This window comes from Georgenia thermotolerans (assembly GCF_009193185.1).
GTDB classification, from domain to species: Bacteria; Actinomycetota; Actinomycetes; order Actinomycetales; family Actinomycetaceae; genus Georgenia; species Georgenia thermotolerans.
The window spans coordinates 1-16,332 of sequence record NZ_VUKF01000001.1 but is presented as its reverse complement, the minus strand read 5'-3'; the positions used below and the strand labels follow the sequence as shown (position 1 = coordinate 16,332).

Genomic DNA, 16,332 nt, shown 5'->3' with positions numbered 1-16,332 from the left:
CGCCATGTGGCACCTGACCCTCGCGCACGTGCGCGCCCACCGCTCCCGCTTCGCCCTGACCCTGCTCGCCGTCGTCCTCGGCGTGACGTTCGTGGCCGGCTCCCTCGTCCTGACCGACACCTCCCAGCGCCTCTTCGAGGACCAGTTCCGCACCGCCACCGCCGGCGTCGACCTCACCGTGCGCGACGCCGCCGCCTTCGATTCCGCCATGGGTGTCGAGGTCGAGCGCGACCCGCTGCCGGCCACCCTGCTCGACGACGTCCGCGCCGTCCCCGGCGTCGCCGACGCCGCCGCCTCGGCCGCCGGGCAGGGCCTGCTCAAGGTCGACGGCGAGGCGCTCGTCCCCGCCGGCGCCTCCCTGCTCGCCTCGTGGTCCCCGGCGCCGTACGGCGCGTTCGAGATCCGCACCGGCCACGCGCCGACGGCGGACGGCGAGGTGGTCCTCGACGTCGCCACCGCGAGGACGTACGGCCTCGCCGTCGGCGACCGGGTCACCGTCCAGGCCGACACCACCGAGACCCTCACCGTGGTCGGCCTGGCCGGTTTCGGCGCCGAGGACGGCCTGGCCAACACCACCATGGCGCTCGTCGCCCTGCCCACCGCCCAGCGGCTGCTCGACCTGGGCGACCAGGTCACCCAGGTCCAGGCCGTCGCCGCCGACGGCGTCGCCCCGGCGGACCTCCAGGCGGCGGTGGCCGCCGAGCTCGGGTCCGACTACGACGTCGCCACCGCCCAGGACACCCTGGCCGCCGGCGCCGCCGCGGCCCGCTCCCGCCTGGCGATGATCCGGGTGATGCTGCTGTCCATGGCCGGCGCCGCGCTGCTCGTGGGCGGCTTCCTCATCGCCAACACCTTCGCCATCGTCATCGCCCAGCGCGCCCGCGAGCTGGCCCTGCTGCGCGCCGCCGGCGCCACCGCCCGGCAGCTGCGCCGCTCGGTGCTCGGCGAGGCGGCGGTCATCGGCCTGGCCGGCTCCGCCCTCGGCACCGCCCTGGGCGTGGCCGCCGCCTACGGGCTGCGCGGCATGGCCGGCGCGTTCGGCGTCGCCCTGCCCGACGGCGGCCTGGTGGTCGCCCCGCGCACGGTGCTCGTCAGCGTCGCGATCGGCGTGGTCGTCACCGTCCTCGGGGCGCTCGGCCCGGCCCGGAAGGCCGCGAAGGTGGCGCCGATCGAGGCGATGCGCGAGAGCGCCGCGGTGCCCGCCCGGCGCGGCCGGGTCGTCACCGGCGTGGTCGCGGCCACGGTCGCCGTCGCCGCCGTGGGGTCGGCGCTGGCCGGCGCGCCCGTGGCCGTCGTCGCCGCGGGGGCGGTCGCCGCCCTGGTGGCGCTGACCCTGCTCGGGCCCGTCCTCGCCCCCGGGCTGGCCCGGGTGGTGGGCCGCCCGCTCGACGCCGCCGGGCTGACCGGCCGGCTGGCCCGCGAGTCCGCCGCCCGGGCGCCGCGTCGCACCGCGGCGACCACCACGGCGCTGGCCATCGGGCTGACCCTCATCACGTTCATGACGGTGGTGGGCGCGTCGGTCAAGGCCTCTCTCGCCGGCACCTACGAGGAGGTCGTGCGCGCCGACCTCGTCATCGAGAGCGCCCGGGCGGAGATGCTCGGCGGGCTCTCGCACGAGATCCACCACGCCGTCGAGGAGGTGCTCGGCGTCGCCGTCGTCTCCCGCATGCGCTACGGGCACTGGAAGGACGCCGGCGCCACCAGCGCCCTGACCGCCGTCGACCCCGCCACGCTGGGGAAGGTGGCCGACGTCGACATGGTGGCCGGCTCGCTGGCGGACCTCGCCGCCGGCGGCATCGTGCTCGCCGAGGGGCAGGCCGCCGCCCGCGGGCTGGGCGTGGGCGACGCCCTGACGATGACGTTCGCCCGCACCGGCGACCAGCAGCTGCCGGTGGTCGGCATCATCGACGACGGCGACGCCCAGGCCCTGGCCACCGGGTTCCTCATCGCGATGGACACCTACGCCCAGCACTTCACCGAGGACGTCGACGCCAGCCTGCTCGTCGGGTTCGCCGACGGCGCGGACGCCCAGGCCACCAAGGCCGCGGTGACCGCGGCGCTGGAGGCCTACCCGACCGCCGCCGTGCGCGACCTCGCCGAGGCCGTCGCCGCCCGTGCCTCCGCGGTGGACCAGATCCTCGGGATGGTCACGGTGCTGCTCCTGCTGGCCGTGGCGATCGCGCTCTTGGGCATCACCAACACCCTCGCCCTGTCCATCGTCGAGCGGACCCGGGAGATCGGGCTGCTGCGGGCGATCGGCACCACCCGCCGGCAGGTGCGGTGGATGGTGCGCTGGGAGGCCGTGCTGGTCGCGGCCCTGGCCGTGGTCATCGGCGTCGGGCTCGGCGCCGGCCTGGGCGCGGCGACCGTGCGGGCGCTGTCCGGGGCCGATCCGGTGCCCGTGGCCTGGCCGCTGGACCGGCTGCTGCTGGTGGTGGCGCTGACCGCCGTCGGCGGCCTGGTCGCCGGACTGCTGCCCGCCCGCCGCGCCGCGCGGCTGGACGTGCTGCAAGCGGTGGCCGCGCAGTAGCCGGAGCGCGCGTCGGGGACGGTCCTGCGGGACCGTCCCCGACGCGCCGTCGAGCCCGCTGCCGTTGTCACTGCCCCTTGACGTTGAGCAGCTGGTGGAGCACGTGGTCGACGGAGACGAGGTCGGCGGCGTCGGCCATGACCACGTCGATGTCCTTGTAAGCGTCGGGGATCTCGTCGATGAAGTCGGGCAGGTCGCGGTACTCGATGCCGGTCATGCGCCGGCGCAGGTCGTCCTGGGTGAAGGTCTTGCGGGCCCGGGCGCGGGAGTAGACCCGCCCGGCGCCGTGCGGGGCCGAGCACAACGCCATCGCGTTGCCCTTGCCGGTGACGACGTAGGAGGCGGTGCCCATCGAGCCGGGGATGAGCCCGCGCACGCCGGCGTGGGCGTCGACGGCGCCCTTGCGGGAGACGAGGACCTCCGTGCCGAAGTGCGTCTCGGTGGCGGTGTAGTTGTGGTGGGCGTTGACCTCCTCCACCCGTTCGACGTCCGCGTCCATGAAGCGGGCCAGCTCGTCGATGACCCGCTCCTTCATCACCTCGCGGTTGAGCCGGGCGAACTCCTGGGCCCAGTGCAGGTGGGCCAGGTAGTCGTGGAAGGCGGGGTCGTCGTCGGGCAGGTACGCCAGGTCTCGGTGGGGCAGGTGGATCCCGCGCGAGCGGGCGAGGTGCTTGGCCCGGTCGATGAAGCGGCGGGCGATGTGGTTGCCCACCCCGCGGCTGCCGGAGTGCAGGAACACCCACACGCCGCCCTGCTCGTCGTCGGAGATCTCGATGAAGTGGTTGCCCCCGCCGAGGGAGCCGAGCTGCAGCCGCCAGTTCTTGCCGAAGTTGGCTGGGGCGACATCGCTCTCCCGCGCGAGCTGCTCGAGCTGGCCGACGGCGGCGGTCGCGGTGCCCCGGACCTTGCGGTTGTACCGGCCCGCGCTGAGGGGGACGGCGTGCTCGATCTGCTCGCGCAGCTGCGCCAGCGGCCGGCCGACGCCGCGGACCTGCTCGGCGGTGAACTGCGTGCGCACGGCCACCATGCCGCAGCCGATGTCGACGCCGACGGCGGCCGGCATCACCGCGCCGACGGTCGGGATGACCGAGCCGACCGTCGCGCCCAGGCCCACGTGCGCGTCGGGCATGAGCGCGACGTGGGGGTGGACGAACGGCATCGTGGCGGTGAGCCGGGCCTGCTCGAGCGTCTCCTCGTCGACGACGGAGGCCCAGGAGTAGAGCTTGTCGCTGATCTGCTGCATCACCGCCAGGGTGCCAGCCCGCCGGAGGGGCGGCACGGAGCGCGGCGTGCCGGCCGGATCTTACGCCGGGGCACACCGCGCGACGATCCACTCAGCCAGCGGCCGCAGCTGCCGCCACATGCCGCGCACGTGGTCCAGGGCCGCGGGCGTGGCCAGCCAGGGCGGCGTGCCGACGTTGGTCACGGCCATGAGCTCCTTGCGGCGCAGCAGCTCGATCCGCGGGTGGTCGGCCGGGTAGCCCCGGGGTCGGGTCTTCAGCGTGGCGCCCTCGAGCGCGAACCCCTGGTCGACAAGCGTGCCGACGATCCGGGGCAGCTCGCCGTCGTCGTCGGCGTCCACCGCCCGCCGGTACTGGTCGGTCTGGGCGGGGGAGTGGGTCCGGAACCCGCCGCCGACGGTGAGGCCGTCGGCGTCGAGCGCGACGTAGTACCCCAGCCCGGGCGCCGGCCCGACGATGGCGCCCTGGTGGGTCTTGTACGGCGACTTGTCGGCGCTGAACCGGACGTCCCGGTAGGGCCGGAAGATCACGGCGGGGCCGAACTCGGGCTCGAGCGCGGCGAGGAGCGCGCGCATCGGGTCGCGCACGTCCCGCTCCCACCGGTCTTTGTGCGCCGCCCAGAAGTCGCGCGTGTTGTGCTGCTCGAGCTCGGCGTAGAACCGCGGCCCCCAGTCCGGGAACCCCATGAAGTCGGCCATGCGCGACATCATTCCGGCCTCGGCGCGGCGAGGCGCCCGTCTTCCACAGGCTCGTTCGGCGGCGGCGTCCGGCAGGGCACGCCCCGCCGACAACCCGCCGAGAGGCGAGATGCGCGTCGGCCTCGTACGGTCGAAGGGACCCCAAACCCATGGAACGAGAGGAGCACGGAATGACGGACCTCAGCGGTAAGCGCATCGCCTTCCTGGCCAACAACGGCTTCGAGGACTCCGAGCTGACCTCGCCCTGGGAGGCGGTGACCTCGGCCGGCGCGATGGCGACCCTCGTCTCGACCGAGTCGGGCACGATCACCGGCAAGAACGGGCACGAGGCCAGCGTCGACACGTCCACCGGCGAGGCCAAGGCCGACGAGTTCGACGGGCTCGTCCTGCCCGGCGGCGTCGCCAACGGCGACAAGACCCGGATGGACGAGAAGGCCGTGGCGTTCGTCCGCGCCTTCTTCGAGCAGCACAAGCCGGTCGGGGTGATCTGCCACGGCGGCTGGATCCTCACGGACGCCGACGTGGTCAAGGGCCGCACGATGACCTCGTACCCGAGCCTGAAGACCGACCTGCGCAACGCCGGGGCGCACTGGGTGGACGAGGAGGTCGTCGTCGACGCCGGGCTGGTCAGCAGCCGGGTGCCGGATGACCTGCCCGCGTTCAACGCCAAGCTCGTCGAGGAGTTCGCCGAGGGCAAGCACGAGGAGCAGGTGGCCTGATCCACCGGGCCGCGCACCAGGGGCATCCCGGTAGCGCGGTCGGAGAAGACCACGGTGTGGGCCTGGTGCCGGACGGCGCCGGGCCCACACCCGTGTCTGACGCCGTGAGCCTCGCCCGACGGCGCGGGCTCGCCCGGCGTCAGCCGCGCCAGCCCCGTCCGAAGGCGTCAGCCCCGCCCGACGTCGAGCAGCTCGATCCGCACTCGGGCGGTGTCGCCCGGCTCCAGGCGCTCCGCGTGCCGCACCGCCTTCTTGATCGGCAGCACGTAGGTCTGCTCCGGCTTGCTCGGGAAGATCGACGTGCGCCACACCGTGGCACCGACGGTGACCTCCACGCGCACCGACCCGAAGCCGCGCGCGAACGGCGCGGTCAGCTCGTCCACCTCGTCGGCGATGTCCGTGGGCACGGAGACGAAGGTCCAGGTGTCGACCTTTCGGGCGTCCCAGACCCACAGCGGCGCGTCGAACTCGTAGGGCACGGGGGCATGCTGGCGCGCTCGGGTGGCGGCGTCAACGGGACCTGCCCGCGCCGCCGTGTCCGGGTCCCGCGGCGTGGCCATCGCGATCCACGCCCCGGCCGAGCCCTGCCTCGCTACCGTGGCCGGCGAGATCGCACGCTTCCAGGAGGGGCAATGAGGGTCCTCGTCGCCGGGGCGACCGGCGTCATCGGCCGACCGCTCACGCGCCGGCTGCAGGCCGCCGGGCACGACGTCGTCGGCCTCACCCGGCACCCCGACGGCGCCCGCCGGCTGCGCGACGGCGGCGTCGAGGGCGTCGTCGCCGACGTCCTCGACCGCGGCGGGCTCCTGCGGGCGCTGGACGGCCTCCGGGCCGACGCCGTCGTGCACGAGGGCACGGCGCTGAGCCGGGCGCCGATGCGCCACCGCGACCTGTACCCCACCGACCGCCTGCGCACCCGCGGCACCGCGAACCTCCTGGCCGCGGCGCGCCAGGTCGGGGCCCGCCGGTTCGTCACCCAGTCCTTCCTCTACGTGTACGGGTTCACCGACCACGGGGAGCGACCGGTCAGCGAGGACGCCCCGCTCGGCCCGGCCGGCGGCGCGCGCTTCGACGTCCACGTGGCGGCGATGCGCGCCAACGAACGGCACGTGCTCACCGCCCCGGGCCTCGAGGGCGTTGCCCTGCGGTACGGGTTCTTCTACGGACCCGAGCCGGGCACCTACGGCCTGCTCGACATGGCCGCGCGGCGGGTCCTGCCTGCCCCGCGCGTCGGCACGTGGATGTCGGCCCTCCACGTCGAGGACGCGGCCGCCGCGACCGTCGCGGCCCTGGAGCGCGGCCGCCCAGGGCGGGCCTACAACGTCGCCGACGACCACCCGCTCACCTGGACCGCCTATCTCGACGCCCTCGCCGAGGCGGCCGGCGCGCCGCGCCCGTGGCGGGTGCCCGACGCCGCGCTGCGCCTCTCGCCCTACCTCGGCGGGCTGATGACCCGGGCCAGCATCCGGCTCGACACCTCCAAGGCCAAGCGCGAGCTGGGCTGGGCGCCGTCGTACCGGAGCGTCCGCGAGGGCCTGCCCTCGGTGGGGACGGCCTGGCGGGAGAGCCGGCGCTGACGACGGCGGGGGCCGCGATGCCTGTGCCGTCGCCGGGCGCGGTGCCCGCGTCGTCGCCGGCCCGCGCAGCCGCGTCCCACCGCGCAGCCGCGCCCACCCGCGGCCGCATGGGGACGTAGGTCGCTGGTGCCAGGCCGCCGGCGCAGCGACAGTGGTGTCTGAGGACACGGCACGTGCCGCGGACGTCGTCCCGGCACTCGCGCCCGTCGGGGGTGAGGACGATGACCCATGCGACGGTGCTGGCCCCGGCGCCCACCGCTCGACAGACACCGGGGGAGTGGCTCCTGGTGTGCGGGGTGGTCGCCCCGCTCGTCTACGTCGTCGCCGACGTCCTTGCCGCGTCCCGCTGGGCCGGCTACCGCTACGCCGACCAGGCGGTGAGCGAGCTCATGGCGATCGGCTCCCCGGTGCGGGCGGTGGTCGTCCCGCTGTTCCTGCTCTTCGACGCGCTCGTGCTCGCCTTCGGGGCGGGCGTCCTGGTGACGGCAGCGGGCCGGCCGCTGCGGCGCGTCCTCGGCGTCGGCCTCATCGCCTACGGCGCAGTCAGTGCCGCCGGGCCGTTCGCGCCGATCCACCTGCGCGGCGCCACGCGTACGGCCACCGACACCGCGCACATCGTCGTCACCGTTGCGCTGGTGGTGCTCGCGCTGGCGATCATCGCCGTCGGCTCGGCCGTGGACGGCCAGGCGTTCAGCATCTACTCGATCGCCACGATCGCCGCGCTCCTGGCCGGCGGCGCACTGACCTTCGCCCTGGCCCCGCACCTCGCTGCCGGGGCGCCGACCCCGGGTCTCGGCGCGCTCGAGCGCCTGAACATCTACGCCACGATGGCGTGGCTCCTCGTCCTCGCCGTCGCCCTTCTCCGGGCCGAACGCCGTCCGGCCGGGACCACCGCAGGGAGGAAGCCATGAACATTACCTACGTCCACGCCTCGAAGTACGGCAACGGCGCCACCGTCGCGAAGCGGTTCCGCGACGTCATGGCGGCGAAGGGCATCACCGTCGACGTCGCCCACGTGCGGCAGGCCGACCCGCAGCACCTGCCGCCCGCGGACCTGTACGTCTTCAGCTCCCCGGGCCGGATGGGCAAGCCCATCGGCGTCGCCCGCCGGTTCCTGCGCCGGGTGACCCTGCCCGCGGGGACCCCGTACGCCCTGCTCACCACCGAGGCCGCCCCCAAGCCGGACAAGAAGAGCGGCCAGCTGCCCAGCGCCGAGAGCCTCGACAGGTGGCAACGCGTCCGGCCGATCATGACCGAGCTGCTCGACGCCAAGGGCCTGCACAAGGTCGGCGAGGACCGCATCCTCGTCACCGGGCTGAGGGGACCCCTGGAGGACGGCTGGGAGACCAAGGTCGACGCGTTCGCCGACCGCGTCGTCGCGGTGCCCGGCCTCCTGGACTGAAACGTCACCGCCGGGACGGCTCGGCGCGCGATGGCCGCCTGATAACGTCGCACCAATGCGCGTTTCCGGGGGGACCCAGCTCGAGGCGACCCTCACGGGCGCGCCGTTGTCGCAGCGCCTGCGTGACGGCACCCAGGACGATCACCGGGCGGCGGAGTCCCAGCCCTTCGTGAGCGCGCTGCTCGCCGGCGAGCTGGACGTCGCCGCCTACGCCGACCTGGCCGGCCAGCAGCTCGCGATCTACCGCGCGCTCGAGGACGGCGGCTCCGCGATGCGCCGGGACCCGCGGGGGCGGCACCTGGTGTTCTCCGCGCTGGAACGCGTGCCCTCCATCGAGCGCGACCTCGCCCACCTCCACGGCCCCGGCTGGCGCGACCGGCTCCGCATCCTGCCCGCCACCCGCGCCTACGCGGCGCGGCTGCGCGCCGTCGCCGGCCACCTGCCCGAGTACGCCGCCCACGCCTACACCCGCTACCTCGGCGACCTCTCCGGCGGGCAGATCATCAAGCGGATGGTGCAGCGCCACTACGGCGTGGGCGGCGACGGGCTGACGTTCTACGACTTCCCCGACATCCCGAAAGCCAAACCGTTCAAGGACCGCTACCGCGAGCGTCTCGACGCCCTGGAGCTCGACGCCGCGGAGACCGCGCGCACGGTCGCCGAGGCCCAGGAGGCCTTCCGGCTCAACCGCGCGGTCTTCGCCGAGCTCGGCACGATCCACATCACCCGCCCCGGCGCGGGACAGGAAGCAGGCGCATGACGATCGACGACCAGACGGCCCTGGACGAGGTCGACCTGCAGGCGTGCGAGGCCGAGCCCATCCACGTGCCCGGCGCGGTCCAGCGCCGCGGCGTGCTGCTGGTGGTGGACGACGACGTCGTCGTCCAGGTCTCGGACAACCTGCCCGACCTGCTCGGCGTCGCGGTCGAGGCGGCGCTGGGCCGGCCGCCGGCGGCCGTGCTGGGCGAGGAGGCGGCGTCGGGTCTGCGCCTGTCCGAGTCCCGCGCCGGCGGCCCGCTCGGCGACACCGTCCGGCAGCTGACCATCCGCGGGGGCGACTGGCTCGTGGCCACGCACCGCAGCAGCGACGGGTCGGCGCTCGTGGAGGCCGAACCGCTGCCCGCGCCGGGCGCCGACGGCACGCCGGACGCCACCGTCTTCCAGCAGGCCCATGGCGTGCTCCGCGAGGCCGCCGCGGCCTCGAGCGTCGAGGAGATCTACGACCTCGCCGCCGACGGGGTGCGCCGGCTGACCGGCTTCGACCGCGTGATGGTCTACCGCTTCGACCGCGACCACAACGGCCAGGTGGTGGCCGAGGCCCGCCGGGAGGATCTCGAGCCCTACCTCGGGCTGCACTACCCGGCCTCGGACATCCCCGCGCAGGCGCGGGCGCTGTACGAGAAGAACTGGATCCGGCTGATCTCCGACACCGCGGCGCCCACCGCCCGCCTCGTCCCCGCGCTGCACCCGCGCACCGGGGCGCCGACCGACCTGACCTTCTCCACCCTGCGCGCGGTCTCCGGCGTGCACGTGCAGTACCTGCACAACATGGGCGTGCGCTCGTCTATGTCCATCTCCCTGCTCGACGACGGGCGCCTGTGGGGCATGATCGCCTGCCACCACGTCGCCGGCCCGCACACTCCCTCCCTCGCCGTGCGCGCCGCCACGGAGACGCTCGCCGCCGGCCTGTCCCTGCAGGCCGTGGTGCGCGCCGCCGCCGACCGCGCCCGGTACGCGCAGGTGGTGGCCGGCGAGCTGCGGCGACTGACCGGGGCGACCGACGACGGCCCGCTCGCCGAGGCCGTCGCCCAGCCGCGGTTGCTCGAGCTGCTCGACGCCGACGGGCTGATGCTGCGGGTCGGCGGCACCTCGGCCGCCGTCGGCCTCGTGCCGCCCGACGTCGACGACGTCGTCCGGGCGCTGCGCGAGACCGACGACGGCGCCACCGTCGCCGACACCACCGGGCTGCGTACCTACGACGCGCTATCCACCGCGCTGCCCGGCCACGGCGACCTCGGCGAGGTGGCCGGGGCGCTGGTGGTGCCGCTGCCCGACGGCGACACCTTCGCGCTGTTCCGCCGCGAGGTGGCCCGCGAGGTCGCCTGGGGCGGCAACCCGGACGACAAGCCCGTCACCGTGGGGGACGACGGCGTCGCCCGCCTCGGCCCGCGGCGGTCCTTCGCCCGGTGGCAGCAGGTGGTGCGCGGCACCGCGCGGCCGTGGTCGGTCGAGGACGTCGAGGCAGCCGCGGCGGTGCGCCGGCTCGTCGTCGAGATGCTCTACCGCCGCACCCGGCCCGAGCTCGGCGCGGCGCTGGCGCTGCAGCGCTCGTCGCTGCCCGAGCGGCTGCCGCAGCCGGCCGGATGGCAGGTCGCGGCGCGCTACCGCCCGGCCGACGGCGGCCGGGTCGGGGGCGACTGGTACGACAGCTTCGAGCTCGCCTCAGGCCACGTGGCCCTGGTGGTCGGCGACGTCGCCGGCCACGGGCTCCCGGCGGCGTCGTCCATGAACCAGCTGCGCAACGGCATGCGCTCGCTCCTCGTGGCGCACGACGGCGCGGTGGCACCGGCGCTCGAGGCGCTGGACCGGCTCGCCAAGCAGCTGCTGCCCGGGGTGATGGCGACGCTGTGGGCCGGCGTGCTCGACCCGGACACCGGGGTCGTCGACCACGTCTGCGCCGGGCACCTGCCCCCGTTGGTGGTGCGCGACGGGCACGCCCGGTGGGCCGAGGTGACGCGCAACCTGCCGCTGGGGTTCCTGAGCGGCCGGCCCGACGGCGGCCGGCTCACCCTCGCGCCGGGCGAGTCGCTGCTGCTGTTCAGCGACGGGCTCGTCGAGCGGCGCGACGCGTCCATGCGGACCCGGCTGGAGGAGCTGCGGGCCACCACCGAGGTGACCCTCGACCTCGAGGTCCTGGAGCACCGCCTGGCCGGCCTCGAGTCCGAGGACGACGCCACGATGCTGCTGGTCACGGCGCCCGCGCGATAGGCGGCGCGAGCCCCGGGACACTCACGCGGCCGCCGGCGCGGGCTGCGGGGCCAGGTGGAACGTGGTGGCGAACCGCCCGAGCAGGTCGGGGTCCCCGTCGAGCACGTGCACGACCCCGCGCTCGATGGCCTCGGCGGGGGAGACCTCCCCGGCGATGACCGAGCGGATCGCCGGCCCGGCCGCGAAAGCGAGGTCGGCGCCGGGGCGCGGGCCGGGGGCGACGGCGAGGGCCGCGTCGGCGACGTCGAGCCCGAGGACGACGTCGCCGACGTGCACCTCGTACGCGGTGGGCGGCAGCGCCGCGGCGCGCTCGGGGTGGAACGCCGTGCGCAGCGCCATCGTCAGCGAGTCCGAGGTGACGACGTCGCCGGGCTCGGGCTCGCCCATGGCCCGGAAGCCCCACCGGCCCAGCGCCAGGACGACCTCCTCCAGCCCGCGGCCGAACTCGGTGAGCTCGTAGACCAGGCCGTGGGCGAGCGGCACGCGGTGGATGACCCCGGCCGCCTGCAGCTCCTTGAGGCGGGTGCTGAGGATGTTGGTCGGGATCCGCGGGAGGCCCTGCTTGAGGTCGGTGTAGCGACGCGGCCCCACGAGCAGGTCGCGAACGATGAGCAGGGCCCACCGTTCGCCGACCAGCTCGAGGGCCGTGACGACGCCGCAGTACTGCCCGTATGCGCGAGGACGCATGCGTCAGGCGCCCGCCTCCTGCTGCCCCTGCTGCGCCATGAACGCCTCCGGGCCCTTCTCCGCCGCGACCGGGTCCATCCACAGCGCGCTGAAGAGGTTGCCGTCCGGGTCCTCGAAGTCCCGGGAGTACATGAAGCCGTAGTCCTGGGCCTCGCGGTGCTCGGTGCCGCCGGCGGCGACGGCGCGCTCGATGATGGCGTCGACCTCGGCGCGGCTGTCGCGGCTGAACGCCGTCTCGACCTGCAGCGAGGTGTGCGGGTCGGCGATCGGCTTGTCAGTGAACGTCGCGAAGAACTCCCGCGTGAGGATCATGAGGTACAGGTGCTCGTCGATGATGACGCACGCGGCGTTCTCGTCGGTGAAGTTCTCGTTGATGCGCCAGCCGAGGCCGGTGTAGAACGCCTTGGCCCGCTCCAGGTCGGAGGTGGGCAGATTGACGAACATCTCCGTGGCCATGCTCAGTCTCCCTTGACGTGTGTGGCACCGCCCGCTGCTGCGGACCGGCACCACACTTGCAAAAAGCAAGTACCGCGTCAAGGGGTTCTCGTGGCGCCGTCGCGGCGGGCGCCGTCGGTCGCTGCGTCGGTGCCCAAAAAGGGTCCAAAGCCGTCCCGAACCTGGAATGCTGCGTCGGTGACCAGGGGAGAGCTCGCCGACCGGCTGGCGTTCGGGCCGGCCCGGCGCCGGCGCCGGATGCGCCGCCTCCTCCGGGAGCTGGACCGGATGGATGCACGATCGCTCGCGCCCGGTCGCCCCGGGCCCCGTCGGCGAGGTGGCGCGGGGGCGTGGGTGGTGCTCGCCGCCGCGGCCGCGGCGGCGATGGTGGGCTACACCGCCTTCGGCGACGGCGAGCCGCTGGGCATCCTCGGACGCGACGCGCCGTTGGGGACGCCCCCCGACGTGGCGACCGGCGTGGGCTCCTTCGCCTTCGCCCAGGAGCAGCCCGGGCGCCCCGGCACGTCGGTCACCTACAGCCCGTGCGAGCCGATCCGGTACGTCGTGAACGAGGCGTACGCACCGGCCGGCGGCGCCGGCCTGCTCGCCGAGGCGATCGGGGAGGTCTCCCGGGCGACGGGGCTGGTGTTCGAGGCGGCGGGCGCCACGGACGAGATGCCTTTCGCGGCGCCCTCCGTGCTCGGCAACCACGGCCCGGTGGTCATCGCGTGGGCCTCGCCCGTCGAGGTGCCGCGCCTGGAGGGGGACATCGCCGGCGTCGGCGGCAGCACGGCCGAGCAGACCCCCGGCGCGCTCGCGCACTACGTCACGGGCGGCGTCGCGCTCGACGGGCCGGACCTCGCGGCCATCCTCCAGCGGCCGGACGGCGCCGCGCAGGCGCGCGCGATCATCATGCACGAGCTCGGACATCTGGTGGGCCTGGACCACGTGGACGACCCCTCTGAGCTGATGTCCTCGGAGAACAACGGCCTGCAGGGCTTCGGCCCCGGGGACCGGGAAGGTCTCGCGGCCCTCGGCTCGGGCCCCTGCGTGCCCTGAGGGAAGTCCGTCGGGTCACGGGGCCGCGGGCCGGGTCAGGGGCGCGCCGGATTCACCACCGCATAGACGACGTGGACGAACTGACCGTGCCGCTCGGCGCTCTGCAGCCGCAGCCGGTCCGGCTCCACCCGCCGGGGAAGCAGCGGGGCACCGCCGTCCAGCGTGGCGGGGGCGAGGGAGACCTGGATCTCGTCGAGCGCGCCGGCGTCGAGGAACTGACCGGCGAGGTCGCCGCCGCCCAGCACCCAGACGGCCCGACCGCCGGCCGCCCCGACGAGTTCGGGCAGCGCGTGCGCCACGGCGCCGCTGACGAAGCGGACGTCGGCGCCCGGCGGCGCCGAGAGCACCCGGCGCGTGAAGACGAACGTCGGCCGGTCGCCGACGTAGGCCAGCTCGTGCCACCGCTCGGGCTGCTCGTCGACGTTCTCCTGGCGCAGGATCCACTCGTACGTCGTCGACCCCATCGCCAGCGCCCCGATGCGGTCCATGAACGCGGCGTTGTCCGGGGCGCCCTCGCCGTCGACGGCGAAGAGCCAGCCCAGCGAGTCCGCCTCGTCGGCGATGAAGCCGTTGAGCGTCGCCGCCGCGTTGTAGATCACTCGCGCCATGCCGGGAGGGTAGCGGCGACGGCGCGTGCCGCGCCCGCCTTCGGCCCTCGCACCGCGTAGGTGACCTTGGGCCCTCGCACCGCCCCGGTGACCTTGGGCCCTCGCACCGCCTCGGTGACCTTGGGCCCTCGTGCCGCCTCCCTACCGTCGGCACGCTGGAGGCATGGCGAACGACACCGAGGTCGTGGCGACCACCGTCCCTGCCCACCCCACCGCCGAGCGCGACGGCGGTCGTGGCCCCACCGCCGTCGAGGGCGCACGCCCGCGGGCCCGCGACCTGGGCTGGCGGGCGGTGGTCGAGGGGCTGGGCGGCGCCGCCCGGATGGCAGGCGCAATGGTGACGCCGTTCGACCGGCCGCGCCGCAGCCGGTGGGGGCTGGGCCGCGACGCCGGGCGTTCCTACCCGGGCGATGACCTCGTGCCGACGCCGAGGTGGCAGTGGACGCACGGCATCGAGATCGACGCCCCGGCCTCGGCGGTGTGGCCCTGGATCGCCCAGGTGGGTGCGGACCGCGGCGGGTTCTACAGCTACGCCTGGTTGGAGGACCTCTTCGGCTGCGGGGTCCGCAACGCCGACACCGTCGAACCGGCGTGGCAATTGCGCACCGGGGACGGGCTGGTGCTCCACCCGAGGTCCCCCGCGCTGCCGGTGGTGGCGCTCGAGCCGGGCCGGTGGTTCGTCGCCCACGCCGCCGCCGACACCGGTGCGGTGGCGTCCGGCAAGCCCTGGACGGCGGTGTCCTGGCTCTTCCACCTCGAGGACCTGCCTGGCGGTCGCTGCCGGTTCGTCAGCCGTTTCCGCAGCGCGAGCTCTCGCGACGCGCTCACGCGGATCACGTTCGGTCCCACGCTCGTGGAGCCGATCGGGTACGTCATGGACCGGCGCATGCTGCTCGGGGTGAAGGAGCGCGCCGAGCGTGCCGCCTGGGCCGGCAGGACCGGCGACCGCCTGCCGAGCACACGTTCCCCAGTACCGCCGGCCGCGGGCGCCGCCGTTCCCGCCGGCCTCACCCGCGCCGTCCGCCGCGACTGGCGGGCCGTTGCCGCGCCGAGGCCCGAGCCTGGCAGGTTCGAGCCGGCCGACGTCGAGCACCTGCCCGCGCCGGTGGCCCGGTGGCTGCGCCACGCGATCGCGCCCGGCACCCAGGTGCCGGGGGCCGCGCTCCTGGCGATGCACGGCGAGATCCGGCTCGGCCGGTGGCAACCCTTCACCGCCCTTCAGGTGCTCGCGCCGCCCATGGGATACGTCTGGGCGGCGAGGGCGGGGCGAGGCGGGCTGCGGGTTCGCGGCTTCGACCGGTACACCCACGGGCAGGGGGAGATGCGCTGGCGGCTCGGCGGTCTCGTGCCCGTCGTGGCGGCCCGGGACGCCGACGTCCCCGCAGCGCCGCCGGGCGCCTCGCCGCCGAGACGATGCTGCTGCCCGGCGCCGCCCTCGACCCGGCCATCGTGTGGCGGGCGGACGACGATCGCCGCGCGACGGCCGAGATCGCGCTGGGAGGATCGACGCACCGCGTCGAGGTCGAGATCGACGACGACGGCTCGCTGCGGCGGGTGACCGCACCGCGTTGGGGGAACCCGGTGGGGGACGGGTACGCCGAGCACCTCTTCACGGTCACCTTCGAGGACGAGGTGACGGTCGCGACCGACGGCGGCGGCCGGGTGACCGTGCCGCGATCGTTCGAGGCGAGCTGGCCGGCCGGTCCTGGGGTGTTCTTCCGGGCCACCCTCGACGGCGTCCGGTGGCGCTGACGCCAGCGGACGCCGTCGAGGGCGCCACCGCTCCGGTGTGGCGCAGGCCATGTGCCGGTGGTTTGACCGTCGGTTCGGGGTCTGCCTAATATTTCGGAGTCCCGCCAGGGAGGCACGGACACCGAGATGGTGGCCGGTCCCGCGGGAACAATCCGCCAAATGGTTCGCAGGTCAACTGCGTCCGAGGGAGGATTGCCTGAGAAATTCGCTGTGAGCCAGGTCTCGTCGAGAATGGCAAGAGCACGGATTTCGATAGGATAGGCTTGAGAGGTTGCCCCGGAGGGGTTGGGAACTGGGTTCCTGGCTGCTGATGGTGTGTGTCTGTTCTTTGAGAACTCAACAGTGTGCCAAGTTTTTGATGCCATATGGATTCGTGGGCGTCGTCGTGCCGGCCGGTCTGGTTTGGTGTGGTGGTGTTCGCGGGTTTTGTTTTGTTTTGGTTACACATGCCCTTGCCTGCCTCGTCGGGTGGGGGGTGTGATGCCATGGATTGGCCCCGCGTTCTCGTGGGGTTTGTCTTCGTATGGTTTGTCGCCGGTTATTCGGGGCCGGTTTGGCAGCATTTTTTTACGGAGAGTTTGATCCTGGCTCAGGACGAACGCTGGCGGCGTGCTTAACACATGCAAGTCGAACGAT

At 74.5% G+C, this 16,332-nt stretch carries 15 protein-coding genes, 1 rRNA gene and 1 pseudogene; 11 read left to right on the top strand and 6 right to left on the bottom strand.

Translation table 11 applies throughout. The features are described 5' to 3' along the window. Window positions 1–4 precede the first annotated feature (4 nt). Window positions 5–2,530 carry an ABC transporter permease gene (locus GD970_RS00085; RefSeq protein ID WP_152199301.1) on the top strand — a complete coding sequence of 842 codons (2,526 nt, stop codon included), beginning with the start codon at window positions 5–7 and terminating at the stop codon, window positions 2,528–2,530. A gap of 67 nt (window positions 2,531–2,597) precedes the next feature. Here the strand turns inward: GD970_RS00085 and GD970_RS00080 are convergent, their stop codons facing one another. Beyond that, window positions 2,598–3,773 carry an RtcB family protein gene (locus GD970_RS00080; RefSeq protein WP_152199298.1) on the bottom strand — a complete coding sequence of 392 codons (1,176 nt, stop codon included), beginning with the start codon at window positions 3,771–3,773 and terminating at the stop codon, window positions 2,598–2,600. Between the two features lie 60 nt (window positions 3,774–3,833). Further along, entirely contained in the window at window positions 3,834–4,469 is a 636-nt protein-coding gene (locus GD970_RS00075) for a DUF2461 domain-containing protein (RefSeq protein WP_152199296.1), read from the bottom strand. A 170-nt stretch (window positions 4,470–4,639) separates the two neighbouring features. Between GD970_RS00075 and GD970_RS00070 the strand changes: the two genes are divergently transcribed. Further along, window positions 4,640–5,188 (top strand): type 1 glutamine amidotransferase domain-containing protein, encoded by a 549-nt coding sequence (locus GD970_RS00070; protein WP_152199293.1) that lies wholly within the window; start codon window positions 4,640–4,642, stop codon window positions 5,186–5,188. Between the two features lie 167 nt (window positions 5,189–5,355). Here the strand turns inward: GD970_RS00070 and GD970_RS00065 are convergent, their stop codons facing one another. Further along, window positions 5,356–5,667 (bottom strand): DUF1905 domain-containing protein, encoded by a 312-nt coding sequence (locus GD970_RS00065; RefSeq protein ID WP_152199290.1) that lies wholly within the window; start codon window positions 5,665–5,667, stop codon window positions 5,356–5,358. Between the two features lie 153 nt (window positions 5,668–5,820). On the opposite strand from GD970_RS00065, the gene GD970_RS00060 reads away from it, so the two are divergent. The 5 genes from GD970_RS00060 (at window position 5,821) to GD970_RS00040 (ending at window position 11,155) form a co-directional block, all read left to right on the top strand. Beyond that, a complete protein-coding gene (locus tag GD970_RS00060; RefSeq protein WP_152199288.1) occupies window positions 5,821–6,765 on the top strand; it encodes an NAD-dependent epimerase/dehydratase family protein in 945 nt (314 codons plus the stop codon). Window positions 6,766–6,986: 221 nt separating this feature from the next. After that, on the top strand, window positions 6,987–7,676 hold the full coding sequence (locus GD970_RS00055) for a DUF998 domain-containing protein (RefSeq protein WP_152199286.1): 690 nt from the start codon (window positions 6,987–6,989) through the stop codon (window positions 7,674–7,676). Then, the gene (locus GD970_RS00050) at window positions 7,673–8,167 is read left to right on the top strand and encodes an NADPH-dependent FMN reductase family protein (protein ID WP_152199284.1); all 495 of its coding nucleotides are present in this window, start codon (window positions 7,673–7,675) and stop codon (window positions 8,165–8,167) included. The genes GD970_RS00055 and GD970_RS00050 overlap by 4 nt, the downstream gene beginning before the upstream one ends. Window positions 8,168–8,222: 55 nt before the next feature. Beyond that, window positions 8,223–8,927 carry a biliverdin-producing heme oxygenase gene (locus GD970_RS00045; protein WP_152199281.1) on the top strand — a complete coding sequence of 235 codons (705 nt, stop codon included), beginning with the start codon at window positions 8,223–8,225 and terminating at the stop codon, window positions 8,925–8,927. Then, a complete protein-coding gene (locus tag GD970_RS00040) occupies window positions 8,924–11,155 on the top strand; it encodes a SpoIIE family protein phosphatase (RefSeq protein WP_152199278.1) in 2,232 nt (743 codons plus the stop codon). Before GD970_RS00045 ends, GD970_RS00040 begins: the two co-directional genes overlap by 4 nt. A gap of 21 nt (window positions 11,156–11,176) precedes the next feature. Here GD970_RS00040 and GD970_RS00035 read toward each other — a convergent pair whose 3' ends face one another. Together GD970_RS00035 and GD970_RS00030 are read right to left on the bottom strand one after the other, a co-directional pair. After that, window positions 11,177–11,842, bottom strand: a complete 666-nt coding sequence (locus GD970_RS00035; RefSeq protein WP_152199276.1) for a winged helix-turn-helix transcriptional regulator — start codon at window positions 11,840–11,842, stop codon at window positions 11,177–11,179. A gap of 3 nt (window positions 11,843–11,845) precedes the next feature. Beyond that, window positions 11,846–12,298 carry a VOC family protein gene (locus GD970_RS00030; protein WP_152199274.1) on the bottom strand — a complete coding sequence of 151 codons (453 nt, stop codon included), beginning with the start codon at window positions 12,296–12,298 and terminating at the stop codon, window positions 11,846–11,848. A gap of 177 nt (window positions 12,299–12,475) precedes the next feature. On the opposite strand from GD970_RS00030, the gene GD970_RS00025 reads away from it, so the two are divergent. Further along, window positions 12,476–13,336 carry a zinc metalloprotease gene (locus tag GD970_RS00025; RefSeq protein WP_152199271.1) on the top strand — a complete coding sequence of 287 codons (861 nt, stop codon included), beginning with the start codon at window positions 12,476–12,478 and terminating at the stop codon, window positions 13,334–13,336. Window positions 13,337–13,371: 35 nt separating this feature from the next. Here GD970_RS00025 and GD970_RS00020 read toward each other — a convergent pair whose 3' ends face one another. Further along, window positions 13,372–13,944: a dihydrofolate reductase family protein gene (locus tag GD970_RS00020; RefSeq protein ID WP_152199261.1), complete on the bottom strand. Its 573-nt coding sequence runs from the start codon at window positions 13,942–13,944 to the stop codon at window positions 13,372–13,374. A gap of 163 nt (window positions 13,945–14,107) precedes the next feature. On the opposite strand from GD970_RS00020, the pseudogene GD970_RS00015 reads away from it, so the two are divergent. The 3 genes and pseudogenes from GD970_RS00015 to GD970_RS00005 all read left to right on the top strand — a co-directional run. After that, window positions 14,108–15,307, top strand: a pseudogene (locus GD970_RS00015) (DUF6544 family protein); the annotation flags it as partial. A gap of 50 nt (window positions 15,308–15,357) precedes the next feature. Further along, window positions 15,358–15,696 carry a DUF6544 family protein gene (locus GD970_RS22545; protein WP_319593443.1) on the top strand — a complete coding sequence of 113 codons (339 nt, stop codon included), beginning with the start codon at window positions 15,358–15,360 and terminating at the stop codon, window positions 15,694–15,696. A gap of 566 nt (window positions 15,697–16,262) precedes the next feature. Next, window positions 16,263–16,332: ribosomal RNA gene (locus GD970_RS00005) — 16S ribosomal RNA — on the top strand; the annotation flags it as partial.